At 72.4% G+C, this 16,912-nt stretch carries 14 protein-coding genes and 1 riboswitch; all 14 genes read right to left on the bottom strand.

Annotated elements, in window-relative coordinates:
* Nucleotides 1–14: 14 nt before the first annotated feature.
* Nucleotides 15–1,331, bottom strand: coding sequence for an SAM-dependent methyltransferase (locus R2E43_RS22715; RefSeq protein WP_003975720.1), 1,317 nt, complete (start codon nt 1,329–1,331; stop codon nt 15–17).
* A gap of 263 nt (nt 1,332–1,594) precedes the next feature.
* Entirely contained in the window at nt 1,595–3,019 is a 1,425-nt protein-coding gene (locus R2E43_RS22710; protein ID WP_016326415.1) for an NAD(P)/FAD-dependent oxidoreductase, read from the bottom strand.
* Between the two features lie 441 nt (nt 3,020–3,460).
* A complete protein-coding gene (locus R2E43_RS22705) occupies nt 3,461–4,402 on the bottom strand; it encodes a Ppx/GppA phosphatase family protein (RefSeq protein WP_003975718.1) in 942 nt (313 codons plus the stop codon).
* Nucleotides 4,399–4,959 (bottom strand): DUF501 domain-containing protein, encoded by a 561-nt coding sequence (locus tag R2E43_RS22700; RefSeq protein ID WP_011028762.1) that lies wholly within the window; start codon nt 4,957–4,959, stop codon nt 4,399–4,401. Before R2E43_RS22700 ends, R2E43_RS22705 begins: the two co-directional genes overlap by 4 nt.
* Nucleotides 4,960–5,044: 85 nt before the next feature.
* Complete coding sequence (gene divIC / locus R2E43_RS22695) at nt 5,045–5,527, bottom strand: cell division protein DivIC (RefSeq protein WP_003975716.1); 483 nt, start codon at nt 5,525–5,527, stop codon at nt 5,045–5,047.
* Between the two features lie 95 nt (nt 5,528–5,622).
* Nucleotides 5,623–6,903: a phosphopyruvate hydratase gene (gene eno, locus R2E43_RS22690; RefSeq protein ID WP_003975715.1), complete on the bottom strand. Its 1,281-nt coding sequence runs from the start codon at nt 6,901–6,903 to the stop codon at nt 5,623–5,625.
* 261 nt (nt 6,904–7,164) lie between these two features.
* Nucleotides 7,165–7,899, bottom strand: coding sequence for a resuscitation-promoting factor protein RpfA (rpfA, locus tag R2E43_RS22685; protein WP_011028764.1), 735 nt, complete (start codon nt 7,897–7,899; stop codon nt 7,165–7,167).
* Nucleotides 7,900–7,902: 3 nt separating this feature from the next.
* Nucleotides 7,903–8,069, bottom strand: a riboswitch (cyclic di-AMP (ydaO/yuaA leader).
* A gap of 183 nt (nt 8,070–8,252) precedes the next feature.
* A complete protein-coding gene (rpfC, locus tag R2E43_RS22680; RefSeq protein WP_011028765.1) occupies nt 8,253–9,278 on the bottom strand; it encodes a resuscitation-promoting factor protein RpfC in 1,026 nt (341 codons plus the stop codon).
* A gap of 143 nt (nt 9,279–9,421) precedes the next feature.
* On the bottom strand, nt 9,422–10,723 hold the full coding sequence (locus R2E43_RS22675; RefSeq protein WP_003975712.1) for a cytochrome P450 family protein: 1,302 nt from the start codon (nt 10,721–10,723) through the stop codon (nt 9,422–9,424).
* Nucleotides 10,720–11,697: a nucleoside triphosphate pyrophosphohydrolase gene (locus R2E43_RS22670; protein ID WP_003975711.1), complete on the bottom strand. Its 978-nt coding sequence runs from the start codon at nt 11,695–11,697 to the stop codon at nt 10,720–10,722. Before R2E43_RS22670 ends, R2E43_RS22675 begins: the two co-directional genes overlap by 4 nt.
* 76 nt (nt 11,698–11,773) lie before the next feature.
* Nucleotides 11,774–12,421 carry a SurA N-terminal domain-containing protein gene (locus tag R2E43_RS22665; protein WP_003975710.1) on the bottom strand — a complete coding sequence of 216 codons (648 nt, stop codon included), beginning with the start codon at nt 12,419–12,421 and terminating at the stop codon, nt 11,774–11,776.
* 150 nt (nt 12,422–12,571) lie between these two features.
* On the bottom strand, nt 12,572–14,083 hold the full coding sequence (gene pkaE, locus R2E43_RS22660) for a serine/threonine protein kinase PkaE (protein WP_003975709.1): 1,512 nt from the start codon (nt 14,081–14,083) through the stop codon (nt 12,572–12,574).
* 17 nt (nt 14,084–14,100) lie between these two features.
* Nucleotides 14,101–14,706, bottom strand: a complete 606-nt coding sequence (locus R2E43_RS22655; RefSeq protein WP_030870456.1) for a hypothetical protein — start codon at nt 14,704–14,706, stop codon at nt 14,101–14,103.
* A gap of 138 nt (nt 14,707–14,844) precedes the next feature.
* Entirely contained in the window at nt 14,845–16,884 is a 2,040-nt protein-coding gene (locus R2E43_RS22650) for an N-6 DNA methylase (RefSeq protein WP_332056517.1), read from the bottom strand.
* Nucleotides 16,885–16,912 lie beyond the last annotated feature (28 nt).

Genomic DNA, 16,912 nt, shown 5'->3' with positions numbered 1-16,912 from the left:
CGGGTCGGTGCGGGTCAGGCCCGGCCGGGCGCGCCCCACACACGGGCCCGCAGCGGCAGCCCGGAGGCGCCCGAGTCGGGCGTCTTCACCGCGAGGACCTGGTTGACGCCGATCCGGTTGCGTTCGAAGGCGAGCGCGGAGGCGGCCATGTACAGCTGCCAGACCCGGGCGCGGCCGGGGCTGACGAGGCGGACGGCGGTCGCCCAGTCGGACTCCAGGTTGGCGACCCAGCGGCGCAGGGTGAGCGCGTAGTGCTCGCGGATCGACTCCACGTCGCGGACCTCGAACCCGGCGCGCTCCAGCTGGGTGACGGTGGTGCCGACGGGGGCCAGTTCGCCGTCGGGGAAGACGTAGGCGTCGATGAACTCGTCGACGTTGTAGGAGGACTCGTCCCGCTGCGGGCGGCGGGCGATCTGGTGGTTCAGCAGCCGTCCGCCGGGCTTGAGCAGTCTGTGCAGGTCGGTGGCGTATTCCAGGTAGCGCTCGGCGCCGACGTGCTCGGCCATGCCGATGGAGGAGATGGCGTCGTACGGCCCGTCCGCGACGTCCCGGTAGTCCTGGACGCGGATCTCCACCCGGTCGGTGAGCCCCTCGTCCGCGACGCGCTTGCGGGCGTAGGCGGCCTGTTCCTGGGAGAGGGTCACGCCGACGACGCTCACGCCGTGCTCGCGGGCCGCGTGGATCGCCATCGAGCCCCAGCCGCAGCCGACGTCGAGGAGACGCCGACCGGGGCTCAGGTCCAGCTTGCGGCTGACGAGTTCGAGCTTGTCGCGCTGGGCGTCCTCCAGGGTGCCGCCCTCGGCCGGCGGGGCGGGCCAGTAGGCGCAGGAGTAGACCATGGAGGGGCCGAGGACGAGTTCGTAGAAGTCGTTGCCGACGTCGTAGTGGTGGCTGATGGCCCGCTTGTCGCTGCGCTTGGTGTGCAGGTGGCCGCGGGCCCGGCGGACCTCCTCGGGCGGCGGGGCGGGCGGCAGCGGCGGCCCGGCGAGCTTCACCAGTCCGCGTACGGCGGACCGGACCTCCGGGTCGCGGAGCGCCTCGACCAGGCCGCGGGCGTCCTCGCCGCGCTCCCAGATCAGGCCGGCCATCAGCCCGAGGGCGGTGTAGAGGTCTCCGTCGATGTCGATGTCGCCAGCCACCCAGGCGCGGGCCAGGCCCAGTTCACCCGGTTTGAACAGCAGGCGGCGCAGGGCCCTGCGGTTGCGGACGACGAGGGTCGGCGCGCCCGGCGGACCCGCCTGCGAACCGTCCCAGGCGCGGATGCGCACCGGAAGTGGTGCTCCCAGCAACTGTTCGAAGAGGTTCTGCAGCCGCAGCGCGGCGTCAGCCATGGCGTACCTCCGTGACGAGCGATCCCGGAATGTCCAACACCACGTAAACACCTGTGAGCCCGCGGTACAGTCCCCGGCGCGCGTTACGACTCGGCAAAATAGCTGTACACACCAACGGATTTGTCGCCCCGACGGCGCGGCACGCGCGCAGCGCGAAGGGGCCGTCCGCACCACGGATGGCGGACGGCCCCTTCGGGAACCGCTGAGTACTGCTCAGTACTGCTGGACTGCTGGGTGCTGCTACGGCAGCGCGCGGGCGGGAGTCAGGAGGCCTTGGCCTCGGTCTTCTCCTGCTTCGCGGCCTTCTCGCTCTGGTCGCCCTGGTCGGCGGCCTTCGCCGCGGCGGGCTTCGGGGCCGGCTTGGCGGCCTCGTAGAACTCCTCGCGCGGGGTCTCCATCGCGCCGAGGGAGACGACCTCGCGCTTGAGGAACATGCCGAGCGTCCAGTCCGCGAAGACGCGGATCTTGCGGTTGAAGGTCGGCATGGCCATGCCGTGGTAGCCCCGGTGCATGTACCAGGCGAGACGGCCCTTGAGCTTGATCTTCATCTTGCCCATGACGATCATCGCGACGCCCTTGTGCAGGCCGAGACCCGCCACCGCGCCCTTGTTGGCGTGGCTGTACGGCTTCTGCGGGAAGCCCCGCATGCCGGAGATCACGTTGTCGCCGAGGACCTTGGCCTGGCGGAGCGCGTGCTGGGCGTTCGGCGGGCACCAGGCGTTCTCGTTGCCCGCCTTGCGGCCGACGAGGTCCGGCACCTGGGCGTTGTCGCCCGCGGCCCAGATGTAGTCGGTCCCCTGGACCTGGAGGGTCGCCTGGGTGTCGACGTGACCGCGGGGGCCCAGCGGCAGGCCGAAGCGGGCCAGCGCCGGGTTGGGCTTGACGCCGGCCGTCCACACGATGGTGTTGGAGTCGACCTCCAGCCCGTTCTTCAGCACCACGTGGCCGTCGACGCAGGAGTCCATGGAGGTGGACAGGTAGACCTCGACGCCGCGGCCCTCGAGGTGCTCCTTGCCGTACTGGCCGAGCTTGGGGCCGACCTCGGGGAGGATCTTGTCGGCGGCGTCCACGAGGATGAAGCGCATGTCCTCGCGGGAGACGTTGTTGTAGTACTTGGCCGCGTCCCGGGCCATGTCCTCGACCTCACCGATGGTCTCCGCGCCGGCGAAGCCGCCGCCGACGAAGACGAAGGTGAGCGCCTTGCGGCGGATCTCCTCGTCGGTGGTGGAGTCGGCCTTGTCGAGCTGCTCCAGCACGTGGTTGCGCAGGCCGATGGACTCCTCGATGCCCTTCATGCCGATGCCCTGCTCGGCGAGGCCGGGGATCGGGAAGGTGCGGGAGACCGCGCCCATCGCGATGACCAGGTAGTCGAAGGGCAGCTCGTACGCCTCGCCGACCAGCGGCGCGACGGTGGCGACCTTGCGGTCCTGGTCGATGGTGGTGACCCGGCCGGTGAGGACCTCCGCCTTCGGAAGCACGCGCCGCAGGGGGACGACGACGTGCCGCGGGGAGATGCTGCCGGCGGCGGCTTCGGGGAGGAAGGGCTGGTAGGTCATGTACGACCGCGGGTCGACGACGGTGACGGTCGCCTCGCCGTAACGCATCTTCTTCTGGATGCGTCGAGCTGCGTACAGGCCTACGTACCCACCGCCTACTACGAGGATCCTGGGACGCTCCGTGGTGCTCATGCCATCGAGTATCCACCCGGTTGAGGGGGGTGGATCGTGCGCCCCTTCACAAGCTTCGGCGGGCGCTGTGCTACCATCCGCCACCCACGTGACGGAGATCATGGTGGGCGAGGGAACCAGCGTGTAGAGGACCCCGTTGTCAATGCCGCGTGAGCTGCACCTCCGCGCTTCGGGACCGGTGGACCACCCTTCCGCGAGGGCCCCGCAGGCCCCCTCCGCGACACCGACCTGAACACGTTCAAAGGGCAGTTGAAACCCCAAAAGGGTCAACGCGCGCGCTTTCGTCGTCCGACGGGGCCCAATTCCTTGTGAAGAACTTCACGAACTTTCCCGACGGGACGTCACCGAGGGGCCCCGAAAGGCCCCCCGCACCCGCTCAATCGTCGTCCGTCCTGCTCAGACCGCTACCGGTACCGCCACCGCAGCGCCACCACGAGCGCCCTACGCGATCGACCACGCGATGCCGTCGAGGATGTCGTGCTCGCTCACGACGACCTCCTCCGCGCCCGTACGCTCCATGATCGCCAGCAGCACGAGTGACCCGGCCGCGATCACGTCGACCCGGCCCGGATGCATGGACGCAACCGCCGCGCGCTCGGCGTGGGTGGAGGCCAGCAGCCAGTCGGTGATCTCCCGGACCCGGTCGCGAGAGACGCGGGAGTGGTGGATGGCGGCCGAGTCGTACTCCGGCAGCTCCTGCGCGATCGCGGACACCGTCGTCACCGAACCGGCCAGACCCACCAGCGTGCGCGCCTCGCCCAGTGGCACCGTCCGCCCGGCCAGGTCCAGGGCGGCCTCGATGTCGGCCCGCATCGCGGCGACCTGCTCCGCGGTGGGCGGATCGGTCACCGCGCCGTCGCGCACCAGGTGCCGCTCGGTCATCCGGACGCAGCCGACGTCCACCGAGCGGGCGGCGCGCACGTGGTCCTCGCCGACGACGAACTCGGTGGAGCCGCCGCCGATGTCGACGACCAGGTAGGGCTTGTCGAGGTCCGCCCGGCCGGTCAGTTCCTTCGTCGCCCCGGTGAAGGAGAACTCGGCCTCCTGGTCGCCCGAGATGACCTCGGGCTCGACGCCCAGGATGTCCAGCACACCGCGCACGAAGTCGTCCCGGTTCTCCGCGTCGCGGGAGGCGGAGGTGGCGACGAAGCGCAGCCGCTCCGCGCCGTGCGCCTTGACGACCTCGGCGTACTCGCGGCAGGCGGCGAAGGTCCGCTCCAGCGCCTCGGGCGCGAGCCGCCCGGTGCGGTCGACGCCCTGGCCGAGCCGCACGATGGTCATGCGGCGGTCCAGGTCGGTCAGCTCGCCCGTGGCGGGGTCGGCGTCGGCCACCAGCAGCCGGATGGAGTTCGTACCGCAGTCGACGGCGGCGACACGGGTCACTGGGCGTCCTCCTGGCCGGTCTCGTCGGTCTCGTCGGTCTGCTCGGTGGGCGTCACGCACGGGCCCTTGCGCCACCACTCGGGCAGCATCGCGATCGCCTCGTCGCCCAGCGGGTTGACGCCGGGGCCGGCGGCCAGCGAGTGGGCGACCAGCACGTGCAGGCACTTCACACGGTCCGGCATGCCGCCCGCGCTCGGGAAGCCCGTCAGCTCCTCGATCTCGTCGCGGCGCCGGATGTAGTCCTCGTGCGCGGCGCGGTAGGCGGCGGCCAGCTCCGGGTCGGTGGCCAGCCGCTCGGTCATCTCCTTCATCACGCCGTTCGCCTCCAGCGTGCCGATGGCGGAGGCCGCCTTCGGACACGTCAGGTAGTACAGCGTGGGGAAGGGCGTGCCGTCGGGCAGCCGCGGCGCCGTCTCCACCACGTCGGGCTGTCCGCACGGGCAGCGGTGCGCGATGGCCCGCAGTCCGCGCGGCGGACGTCCGAGCTGCTGCTTGAAGGCCGCCACGTCCGCGTCGGTCGGCTCGGTGCGCGGGGTGGTCGGCGGGGGAGTCTGCATGACTGTCTTCTGCTGGTCTTCCTGTTGAGTCACTGCCGGAGCGGCCGACGCGGACGAAGCCGCCGGCGCGATCGGCGCGGTGGGTTCACTGCCGGCGGGCGACGGCGTCGGCCTTGTCGACCCCGTCCCACACGTTCTGGTACCAGGGACGGTCGGCGGCGCCGGCCCGGGCGCGGGTCTGCTCGGCCGCCTCCGGGTCGACGACGACGAACCCCGTCTCCCCCGGCATCACGTAGTGCAGCCGCAGCCGGACCTGCTGCTCGGCGTAGGCGTCGTCCTGCCAGCGTGCCTTGAGGTCGCGCAGGTCCTCGACCCGCTGCCGGGTCTCCCGCTGCTCCCGCTGGAGATCGGCGATCTCGGCGCGCTGTGCGACGTACTGCCGGATCGGGTAGGCGAGCGCCACGACGAGCGAGCAGAGCACCATCGCCAGCAGCGCGGCCCGGCCGGTCAGCCGGGAGCGCCGGGCCTGGCGCTTGGTCTGCGAGCGGTAGACCCGGGCCGCGGTCTGTTCCCCGATGATCCGGATCCTGGTCGCGGTGGAGAAACGGTCCCGGTCCTTCACGGCCATCTGGTCTCCGCCTCCCGTGCACGCGCGTACGTCCCCGCACACGGTACGGGACCGGATACGGGGACGTACGTACGACGCTGCCTTCTACCGGGCCGTCAGCCCTTGAAGCGGGGGAAGGCGCTGCGGCCGGCGTACACCGCGGCGTCGTCGAGGATCTCCTCGATGCGCAGCAGCTGGTTGTACTTGGCGACGCGCTCGGAGCGGGCCGGGGCGCCGGTCTTGATCTGGCCGCAGTTGGTGGCGACGGCCAGGTCGGCGATGGTGACGTCCTCGGTCTCGCCGGAGCGGTGGGACATCATGCACTTGAAGCCGTTGCGCTGGGCCAGCTCGACGGCGTCCAGAGTCTCGGTCAGCGAACCGATCTGGTTGACCTTGACGAGCAGGGCGTTGGCCGAGTTCTCCTCGATGCCGCGGGCCAGGCGCTCCGGGTTGGTGACGAACAGGTCGTCGCCGACCAGCTGCACCTTGTCGCCGAGCTTGGCGGTGATGGTGTTCCAGCCGTCCCAGTCGTCCTCGAACAGCGGGTCCTCGATGGAGACCAGCGGGTACGCCTCGACCAGCTCGGCGTAGTACTCGGTCATCTCGGCGGCGGAGCGGTTCTTGCCCTCGAAGGCGTAGGAGCCGTCCTTGTAGAACTCGGACGCGGCGACGTCGAGCGCGAGGGCGATCTGCTCGCCGGGGGTGTAGCCGGCCTCCTTGATCGCCTCGAGGATGAGGTCGAGGGCCTCGCGGTTGGAGCCCAGGTTCGGGGCGAAGCCGCCCTCGTCGCCGAGGCCGGTGGCCAGGCCCTTGTTCTTCAGGACCTTCTTGAGGGTGTGGTAGACCTCGGCGCCCCAGCGCAGCGCCTCGGAGAAGGACTCCGCGCCGATCGGGGCGATCATGAACTCCTGGATGTCCACGTTGGAGTCGGCGTGCGAGCCGCCGTTCAGGATGTTCATCATCGGCACCGGCAGCAGGTGCGCGTTCGGGCCGCCCAGGTAGCGGAAGAGCGGCAGGTCGCTGGCCTCGGAGGCGGCGTGGGCGACGGCGAGGGAGACGCCGAGGATGGCGTTGGCGCCGAGCGAGCCCTTGTTGTCGGTGGCGTCCAGGTCGAACATGGCCTGGTCGATCAGGCGCTGCTCGGTGGCGTCGTAGCCGACCAGCTCCGGGCCGATCTGCTCGATGACGGCCAGCACGGCCTTCTCGACGCCCTTGCCGAGGTAACGGCTCGGGTCGCCGTCACGCAGCTCGATGGCCTCGAAGGCACCGGTGGAGGCGCCGGACGGAACGGCGGCACGACCCGTGCTGCCGTCGTCGAGGCCGACCTCGACCTCGACCGTGGGGTTGCCTCGGGAGTCCAGGATTTCCCGGGCTACGACGACGTCGATGGACGGCACGAGCATCTCCTTCTTCAATGTGACGCTTCACTGTGACGCTTCACGGTGGCGCTTCGGTCTGCCGCGGTCCCGCGGGACCGCGACGGCTCTGCGGGACCGAGCCTAACCGGCTCCGGGCGATCGGCCAGCCGATCGCCCACCCGCTGGACAGAACCGAGAGTAAATTGTTTCCGAACGGAACAAAGGCGGAACATGAAAAGTCCCGCCCCGGTGCGTACGGGGGAACACGCACCGGGGCGGGAGTCACGGGACCGCCGCCGCTTACTTCAGGTGCAGCTGCTGGCCCGGGTAGATCAGGTCGGCGTCGTCGACGATGTCGTCGTTCAGCTTGAACAGCTTCGCCCAGCCGCCCTTGACGTCGTGCTCCTCGGCGATCGAGCTGAGGGTGTCGCCCTTGACGACCTTGTACTCGCCGTCGCCCTTCTCGACCTTCTTGCCGGTCGGGGTGGTGACGGTCTTCTTCTTCGCGGCGGGCTTCTCGGCCTTCGGCTCGGCGGCCGGGCGCTCGGCGGAGCGGGAGGCCTTCTGCTCGGTGGAGCGCTCGGCGGTGGAGCCGCTGCTCTGGCTCTGCGAGCCCTCGGAGCTGCCGGAGCCGCTGCCCTCGGAGCCGCCACCGGTGTAGGCGGCGCCCGACAGGCCGGTGCCGCAGACCGGCCAGGCACCCTTGCCCTGGCCCGCGAGCACCTTCTCGGCGATCTGGATCTGCTGGGACTTGCTCGCCTGGTCGGCGGTGGAGGCGTACTGGGTACCGCCGTAGGCGGCCCAGGTGGAGGCGGAGAACTGCAGACCGCCGTAGTAACCGTTGCCGGTGTTGATGGACCAGTTGCCGCCGGACTCGCACTGGGCAACGGCGTCCCACTCGGACGCGGTGGCGGCGGAGGCGTTGCCGGCCGCCATCAGCGGGGCGGCGACGGCGGCACCGGTGACGCCGGCGACGGCGATGACACGGGTGGCCTTGGACGGACGACGGTGCTTGCCCTTGCCGGAAAACAGCATGGTTGATCCCCTCACCGACGCCTGCGAGGTGAGCTGTCGGGTTCGGGCCGGTTGAGTTGCCCGGCCGGGTTCCTCGCGGAACTCGGCTCCACCCCTAGCCGCTCCGGCTCAACTGCCCGGTGCGGCACTTACCTTGGGTCCCCCGCTCCTGCCTTCGGCGCTTGACGCGACGACTGTTCCCGTACGGCCGCTGGCAGGATTCGGCGTTGCGGCTGTCGGGGCCCGCGGTGGCGAGCGGTCATGACCGTAGACACGCGCTCCGCGGATTTTCAAAGACGATCACGGCTTCTGAGACCTATCTCTCACGAGATCCAAAAGGGACATACGGTCTCTAACCGTGACGCGAACTCCCTCTACTTTTCGCCCGATTCGCCCGTGACCGTGAGCGTCTGACCGGGCAGGATGTGGTCGGGGTCGGCACCGACGACGGTCTCGTTGTCGGCGTAGAGCGCGTGCCACCCGCCGTCGACGTCAAGGGAGTCGGCGATGGCCCAGAGACTGTCGCCGGTGCGGACGACGTAACGCCCGTCCCCGGCCTCTCGCTCGCCACCGTCGCGCGAGGCGTGGCGGCCCGACGCCGGGTCCGTACGGCCCTCTCCCGTCGCACCCTCGTCCGCGCTGCCGCCGCGGTGCTTGCCGGAGCCGGACGAGCCCTCGGTGCCCTGCGGTTCGGCACTGCCGGAGGGGTCGGATTCGGTGGAAGTGTCCGGCTTGGCGGATTGGCCCGCACCGTCGGACGAGTCGCCCGACGCGCCGCTCGAACCGTCGGACGGGGCGTCAGACGACGACGGCGAAGAAGAGGGCGAAGGGGACGAAGAGGATGCTCCGGACGTCGACTCCGGCGTCTCGGACGAGCCGGACGACTCGGATGACTGGGACGACTCGGGCGTTTCGGTGGTCGCGGGCGATTCGGACGACTTGGTGGTGTCCTGCTCCCCCGAGGCGTCCGAACCTTCCGACGCCCCGTCACCGGCCGCGCCGGAGCCGTCGCCCGTGCCCCCGGAGCCGTTGCCCAGGCCGGCGAGCAGACCGCAGGTCGGCCAGGCGGCGATGCCCTGCGACGCGTGTATCTTCTCGGCGATTCTTATCTGCTGGGAGCGACTGGCCTGGTCGGCGCTGGGAGCGTAGTCCAGACCGCCGTACTGCTCCCAGGCATCCTGGGACAGCTGCAGGCCGCCGTAGTACCCGTTGCCGCTGTTCTGGCTCCAGGCGCCGCCGGTCTCGCACTCGGCGACCTGGTCCCAGTTCGTGGAGTCGGCCGCGTGGGCGCCGGTGGCGCCGAGCAGCGGGATCGCGATGGCGGAGCCGGTCACTCCGGCGGCGACGACCAGTGCGGGTGCCTGGCGGGGGCGGCGGTGACGACCGTTCCCGGAGAGCATGCGACGACCTTTCACAAGACGACGGGGACCACGCGGCGGTTGACGCTCGACACCACGTTGATCCGTGAACGTATAGGGAGATCATCGCTTGTCACAAGTTCATGCCGCGCAGATCACGTGAAGATCACAGAGTTGAGCGCGTGTCACTTTTGCGTCGGCGACGGACCGTTGCCGGCCGATGACGCGGGCGGTGTGAACGAGACGGGCAAGGTGCGCAGACCTCGCATGATGAGGCCGCCGCGCCACCGGAGTTCGGCCGGGTCAGCGGCGAGGCGGAGGTCCGGCAGCCGGGTCAGCAGCGTGGCCAGCGCCGTCTGCCCCTCCAGCCGGGCGAGCGGGGCGCCGAGGCAGTAGTGGATGCCGTGGCCGTACCCGAGGTGCTGGCTGTCGCGGCGGGCGAGGTCCAGGGTGTCCGGGTCGGTGAACCGCTCCGGGTCCCGGTCGGCGGCGGCCAGCACGACGAGGACCGGGTCGCCGGCCGCGACGTCCTGGCCGCCGATGGTCAGCGGCCGGGTGGCGAAGCGCCAGGTGGCCAGCTCCACCGGGCCGTCGTACCGCAGGAGTTCCTCGACGCCGGTCTCCAGCAGGCCGCGCTCCCCGGCGGCCAGCGAGGTCTGCAGCCGCTCCCGCTGCTCGGGATGGGTGAGCAGGGCGTACGTGCCGTTGCCCACGAGGTTGACCGTGGTCTCGAACCCTGCGAAGAGCAGGATGAAGGCCATGGCCGCGGCCTCGTTCTCGGTGAGGTGCTCACCGTGGTCGGAGGCGCGGATCAGGCCGGAGATGAGGTCCTCGCCGGGGGCGGGCTCGGGTGGCAGCGCGGCGCGCTTGCGGTGGATGAGGTCGGCGAGGTAGCCGCGCATCTTCTTCACCGACCGGGCTACGCCGCCGCGCGGACCCCCTTGGTGACGGATCATCATGCCCGCCCAGTCCCGGAAGTCGTCCTGGTCCTCGCGGGGGACGCCGAGCAGGTCGCAGATGGCGTAGATGGGCAGCGGGAAGGCGAAATCGTGGATCAGGTCGGCGGAGCCGGTGTCCGCGAACCGGTCGATGAGACCGTCGGCCAGCTCCTGCACCCGGGGCGCGAACTCGGCCACGCGGCGCGGTGTGAACGCCTTGCTGACCAGCCGCCGCAGCCTGGTGTGGTCGGGCGGGTCGATATTGAGCAGATGGGTCATCAGCTCGGCCTTGCGCTCCCCCGGGATGCCGGTCTTGCCCTTGGCGTGCGCGGGCTCGTCGTGGTGGGCCGGGTTCTTGGACAGCCGCGGGTCGGCGAGCGCCTGTTTCGCGTCGGCGTACCGGGTGACCAGCCACGCCTCCACTCCGCTGGGCAACCGGGTGCGGTGCACGGGGGCGTGCTCGCGCAGCCACGCGTAGGCGGGGTACGGATCGCTCGCGAACTCCCAGCTGAACAGCTCGGGGACCGGGGCGGAAGAGCTGCCGGTCATCCCTCGACCGCCCGGATCGCGTCCCGGTAGGTGCGGGCCGCCGCTCTCAGGGCCGCCTCGGGGTCGGTGCCCTCGGACTCGGCTCGGGCGGCGAGGGCGAGCAGGTCGTAGCCGATGCCCTCGCCGGCGGGGAGCGGGACGTCGAGGCCCGCGGTGCGGACGCGGGAGTGGAGCTTGGCGGCGAGGGCCAGGCCGGGCTGGCCGAGGGGGACGCCCTCGGTGACCGAGGTGCGCTGCTTCTCGGCGGCCTTGGTGCGCAGCCAGTGGGCGCGGACCTCCTCGGGGGTGTCGGCCGTCTCGTCGCCGAAGACGTGCGGATGGCGGTGGACGAGCTTGTCGACGATGGTGCCGGCCACGTCGTCCACGGAGAACGGGGCGTCGGGGTCCTCCTCGGCGATGCGGGCGTGGAAGACGACCTGGAGGAGCACGTCTCCCAGCTCCTCGCGCAGCTCGTCGCGGTCGCCGTCCTCGATGGCCTCGACGAGTTCGTACGCCTCCTCGATGGCGTACTTGGCCAGCCCCTCGTGGGTGCGCTGCGAGGACCAGGGGCATTCGAGGCGGATGCGGTCCATGACCTGGACGAGGTCGAGGAGGCGGGCGCCCGGGAGGTCGTAGGAGGCGGGGAGCAGTTCGAGGTCGGGCATCGGGACGCGGCCGGAGCCGGCGAGGCGGGCCAGGCCGTCGGTGAGCGCGGGGTCGCCCTCGCCGGTCGCGACGACCACCGCGGTACGGCCGCCGGCGCAGTCGTCCACCAGTTCCTCGGCGGTCGGGGCCGTCTCCTCGACCCGTATCCCCGCCTCGCGCAGATAGGGCAGCTGGGGGTGGGCTCCGTCGGCGCACACGACGCGGTCGGCGGTGCGCAGGGCCTGCCACGCGGGCCAGGACAGCAGGCCGGGGGCGACGCGGTGGCTGGTGGTGAGCAGGACGATGCGGCCCTGGTCGGGGGCGGTCGCGCCGGCGGTGGTTGCGTTCACTCCTCGAACCTAACGCACACCGCCGACGGCCCCCCGAGTTGTCCACAGGGGGCGGTATCGCCGCTGCTCAGGGGTACTAAGCCGGCTGCTGGGAGCCCGCCGCCGTGATCTCCCGCACCCACGGTGTCCGCGTGTCGACGCGGCTGCTCTTCTGGACGTCCCAGGCGCCGTAGCGCGGGTTGAGGTCGACGCCGAGCTTCTTGGAGGCCTCGGACAGGGCCTGCCAGAACTCGGGGCGGCTGGTGTCGGTGCCGAGGCTCTGGGCGAGCTTCTGGGCCTCGATCTGGACGAGGAGGTTGTCGTCGAGGCGGTCGGGGGCGACGCCGTACTGCTGGAGCCAGACCGTCTCCAGCTGCTCGGGGCCGCCGGCCTGCTTCTCCAGCTCGCCGCGCATGTCCTGCACTTCCTTGCGGCTGACGGTCACCCCGGCGTCCTGGGCGGCGCGGTGCAGGACCCGGTCGAGGACCATGCCGTGCAGGGTGTCGCGGGTGAGGGTGCCGGTCCGGGCGACGACCTGCTGGTACTGGGTGTCGTCCGGGACGGCGGCGCGCTGTGCCTCGCGCACCTCGTCCACGCGGTTCTCCAGCTGGGCGACGGTGATCCGCTGGTCGCCGACGACGGCCGCCGCGCCCGGATGCGCGTCGTTGCCGCAGGCGGCGAGCAGGGGTGCCGCGGCGGCGATCGCGGCGGTGAGGAGGAGCGCGGAGCGACGGCGGCGGTGCAAGGGAACCTCCCGTTGGAGATTGTGCGACGGTGCACAAAGTCTTGCGATGATCGATGTTAGGCAGTGGCCCGGCTCTGGCCAACCCATTGGACCAACGATTCATCAGGACTTCGGGCACCGCCTCGTACCCGGTCCGCGTGGCGGCGGTGGTCAGCCGTGCATCCGGCCCAGCCACTGGAGCGTGCGCCGGATGTCGGCCGCGAGCGGATGGCCGGGACCGTGGACGCGCTCCACGTCGTGCAGCAGCCGGGCCAGCGTGTCGTGGGCGGCGGCGCGGTCGCCGAGGGCGAGCAGGAGGTGGCCGATGCGGCGGCGGACGTCGTGGGCCAGGTCGGGGTCGCCGGCGACGTACTGGTTCTCGTAGTACGGCAGCAGCGCCCGGTACTCGGCGAGGGCGGCGGCCGGTTCGCCGAGCTGTTCCAGGCACTGGGCCGCGTCGTAGCGGTGGCGCAGGCACTGCGGGTCGGCCTGGCCGGCCTCGGCGGCGCGTTCGTCGGCGAGGCGGCGCAGTTCGGGCAGGGCGCGCCGGTACTGGCCGTCGTCCATGAGGGTCGCCGCGTACTGCCTGCGCAGAGTGCGCACGACCGGGGAGCGTTCGCCGTGCTGTTCGGCGGCGGCGGGCAGGATCGCGCCGAGGACGTCGACGGCCTGGGTGATGCGGCCCTCGCCGAGGAGGCGCTTGACGTCGTCGACGGCGCGGGCGACGTCCGGCTTGGCGGCCTCGGCGGCGGGCGGTACGGGGGCCGGTTGCGGCGCGGGGGTGCGGGCGCGGTCCGGCCAGGGGGCGTGCGGGCGCACGAAGGGGCGGGTGGGGTCCAGGGGGCCGCCGGTGGGCACGCCGAGCGCGGGGAGCAGCAGTGCGAGGTGCTCGTAGACCTCCTGCGCGGAGTCGGGGCGGTGCTGCGGGTCCTTGGCGAGCAGGCGCAGGACCAGGGCTTCGAGCGCCTCCGGGACCTCGGGGCGGATGCGGCGCACGGGCAGCGGGGGCTCGTACAGGTGCCGGTGCAGTACGCCGAGCGCCGTGGATCCCGCGAACGGGACGTCGCCGCTGAGCAGTTCGTGCAGCAGTACGCCGAGTGCGTACAGGTCGGTGTACGGGCCGACGGCGCCGCCCATGGCCTGCTCGGGCGCCATGTAGGCGGGCGAGCCGATGGGGGTGCCGGTGTGGGTGAGGCGGGTGGTGTCGGCGTCCATGACGGAGGCGACGCCGAGGTCGAGGACCGTGACGGTGCCGTCCTGCTTGACCATGACGTTGCGCGGCTTGAGGTCGCGGTGGACGATCGGCACGGCGTGCACGGCGCTGAGGACGGCGCACAGCTGGGCGGCGACCGCGACGGCCCACTGCCAGGGGTACGGATCGTGCTCGGCGAGGTGGTCGGAGAGGTCGGCGCCGTCCACGTACTGCATGACGAGGAACAGCTCCTCGCCCTCGCTGCCCGCGTCGTGCACCGTGACCAGGCCGGGGTGGTCGACCTGCGCGGTGATGCGGCACTCGCGCACGAACCGGCGGCGCAGTTCGTCGGCCTCCGCCCCGGCGACCTTGTCGGGGCGCAGCAGCTTCACCGCCACGCGCCGGTCCAGGCGCCGGTCGTAGGCCGTCCAGACCTGTCCCATGCCGCCCTGGCCGATGAGCGTGGACAGCTCGTACCGGCCGGCGACCACGCGTCCGGCCGCCGCGGTCACCTTCCGCCCCGGTGGCCGCCGTCGCGGCCGTCGCGGCCGTCGTGGTTGCGCAGGTAGTCGCTGAGCTCGTCGAGTTCGGCGCGGACCTGGTCGATGCGGGCGGGCGCCGGGGGGTGCTGCGGCGGCGCGGCCTGGTACGGCGGGACCGGCGTCTGCACGGGGGCGGCGGGTGGCGGGGTGTAGGGGTACGAGGGCTGCGGGTGTCCGTATCCGGCCGCCGGGGGCGGCGGCATCGCGACGACGTGGCCGGGGTGGGGCGGCCGCCGGTGGTGACTGATGTCGGCGTAGAGGAAGTACCCGGCGCAGACGCAGGCGTTGAGCAGCAGGATGATCATTCCGGTGGTGCCGGCCGGGGTGCTGAAGTCGTCGGTGTCGTCGGTGGCCAGGAAGCAGAAACTGATCACCAGGGCGGCGGCGGTCGCGGCGAAGACCCACCAGTCGCGCGGCCGACGGCTCACGATGGCCGCGTACAGCGTCGATATCCAGGCGAGGAACCCGATGCTCAACAGGGCCAGGGCCACGAAGAAGACGCGCGACAGGACCAGCACCGCGGTCCTGGGGCGGCGCGGCGGCGGTGGCGGCGCATAGCCGTGGCCGTGCATGACTTCTCCTGGAGACCTGACGAGACGGACGTGCGCCGGGCGACCGGTGCGGAGTCGAGCGTATAGGCCGACACGGACGAGCGGCCCCGGGTTGTACCGAACCGTTGTCGTCCTGGTCACTCGGCCCGCGCGGGCGGCTCAGTCGGGGGCGACCGTGCCGTCCGTGAGCCCGTCGTACATGCCCCGCGCCAGTTGCTCCCCCAGGCGGCCCGCGAGGCGCAGCGCGCGCTCGAACTCGTCGAGGGCGCGGAAGCGGTCGCCGTAGCCGCGCTGGGCTTCGAGGGGCAGCCGGGGCAGTTGGAGGCGCCGTACGTCGAGGCGGGTGGCGGTGGAGGCGTAGCTGCTGGCCTGCCGGTGGTTGGCGGTGCCGCGCAGGAACCCGGCGAGGAACCAGGGGTCGAGGGCGGCGGGGTCGGGGCGCAGGAGCACGAGGTTGCGTCCGAGGGCGGCGCCGGCCGTGTCCGCGTCGATCACGCGCGCGACGGAGCCGCCGCCGAGGACGGGCACGACGACGTCACCGGGTTCGGTCAGGACGGGTTCCTCGTCGCCCTCCGGGAGGGTGCCCGAGGGGCCCGTGCCGGTGAGGACGTCGTGGTCGGTGAGCAGGGGCACGCGCGCGTGGCCGCCGTTCGTGCCGGTGCGCAGCACGAGGGCGCCGCCGCGGGCGAGTTCGCCGACGGTGGTGAGCGGCCTGCGCGGTGCGGCGCGTCCGGTGCCGGGGGCCGCGGGGGCCAGCTCCGCGGTCAGGCGCAGGGTCTCGTCGAGGCGCTCGCGTACGTCCGTGAGCCGTTCGGTGCCGCCGGTGGCGGTGGGGGGCGGCAGGTGGCGGGCGGGGGCCAGGTCGACGTCGTCGTCGAGGAGTTCGATGACGGGCAGGCAGCGGGCGAGGCCCGGCCGGTCGTCGAGCCGGCCGGTGCGGTCGAACGCGGTCCAGGCGTCGAGTACGGCGTCCCGCACGGAACGCCAGTCCGGCCCGCCGCGCCCCTCTCCGGCGAACTGCCCCGTGTCGGCGAGCAGCACCCCGGGCTGTGCGGGCGCCCGCTCGGGCCGGCGCAGCACCCACAGGTGCAGGGGGAGGTTGTACGGCGGTGCCGCGCCGACCGGCAGGGCGATGACGGCGTGCAGCGCGCCCCGGCGCAGCAGGTCGGCGCGGACCCGGCGGCCGGAGCGGCGGGAGGCCGCGGCGGGCGGCATCAGGACGACGACGGTGCCGCCGTCCCTGACCCGGGCCAGGGCGTGCTGCACCCAGGCCAGTTCGGACTCGGTGCGGGCCGGGAAGCCGTACTCCCAGCGGGGGTCGTAGGCGAGTTCGTCGTGGCCCCAGTTGCGCTCGTTGAACGGCGGGTGGCACAGCGCGGCGTCGGCGCGCAGGCCGGTGCGGGCGTCGGCGCGCAGGCTGTCACCTGCGGCGATGCGCACGGTGGCGTCCGTGCTCAGGGCGAGCCGCAGCGCGGTGAGGGCGGCCAGCGCGGGTTCGCTCTCCTGGCCGTACAGCTCCTGCCCGGGCCGGGTGGTGGCGGCAGCGGCGCGGAGCAGGGAGCCGGTGCCGCAGGCGGGGTCGAGCACCGTGCGGGCGGGACCGGCGAGTTCGGCCATCAGGTCGGCGAGCGGGTCCGGGGTGAGCGTGTACTGCCGCGGGTTGGCGTCGAGGTGCCGGCCGAGCAGGAACTCGTAGGCCTTGCGGGCGCCCGGTCCGGCGGCGAGTTCGGCGGCGCCGCGCAGCAGCGGTGCGGAGGGGAGCAGCCGGGGGCCGGCCGGGGTGGTGACGGCGCGCTGGGGGCCGGTGCCGAAGCGGGCGTCGAGCACCTGGTCGAGGGCGGCGGGCAGCAGGTCGGCGAGGCGTTCGTCGGAGCCGGCGCTCGCGTCCAGCCAGAGGGTGGGGCGGTCGTGGATCAGCAGGAGGACGCAGCCGGCCTGCACCAGGGCGGCGACCGGGCCCTCCGGGTGGCCGGCCAGTTGCTGCCAGACGCGTTCGCGCGGGGGGACCTCGGCGAGTTTGCCCTGGGCGCGCAGCCATGCCTCGACGTCGGCGAGGGCGAAGGACGGGCTGGTCTCGGTGCCGCCGACCGGTCTGGGGAAGTCCGCGTGCCGACGGCGCCAGTTGCTGACGGCGGCGCGGCCGACGCCGGCGAGCCGCGCGATACCGGCGGCGGTCACCTCTGTCCCGTGTTCCTGCACGCTCGGGGCCCCCTCGTCCTGGTGTGTG

This window comes from Streptomyces violaceoruber, from assembly GCF_033406955.1.
GTDB lineage: Bacteria > Actinomycetota > Actinomycetes > Streptomycetales > Streptomycetaceae > Streptomyces > Streptomyces violaceoruber.
Note: the sequence above shows the minus strand (reverse complement) of the source record. Positions and strands in the feature narration are given on the sequence as shown.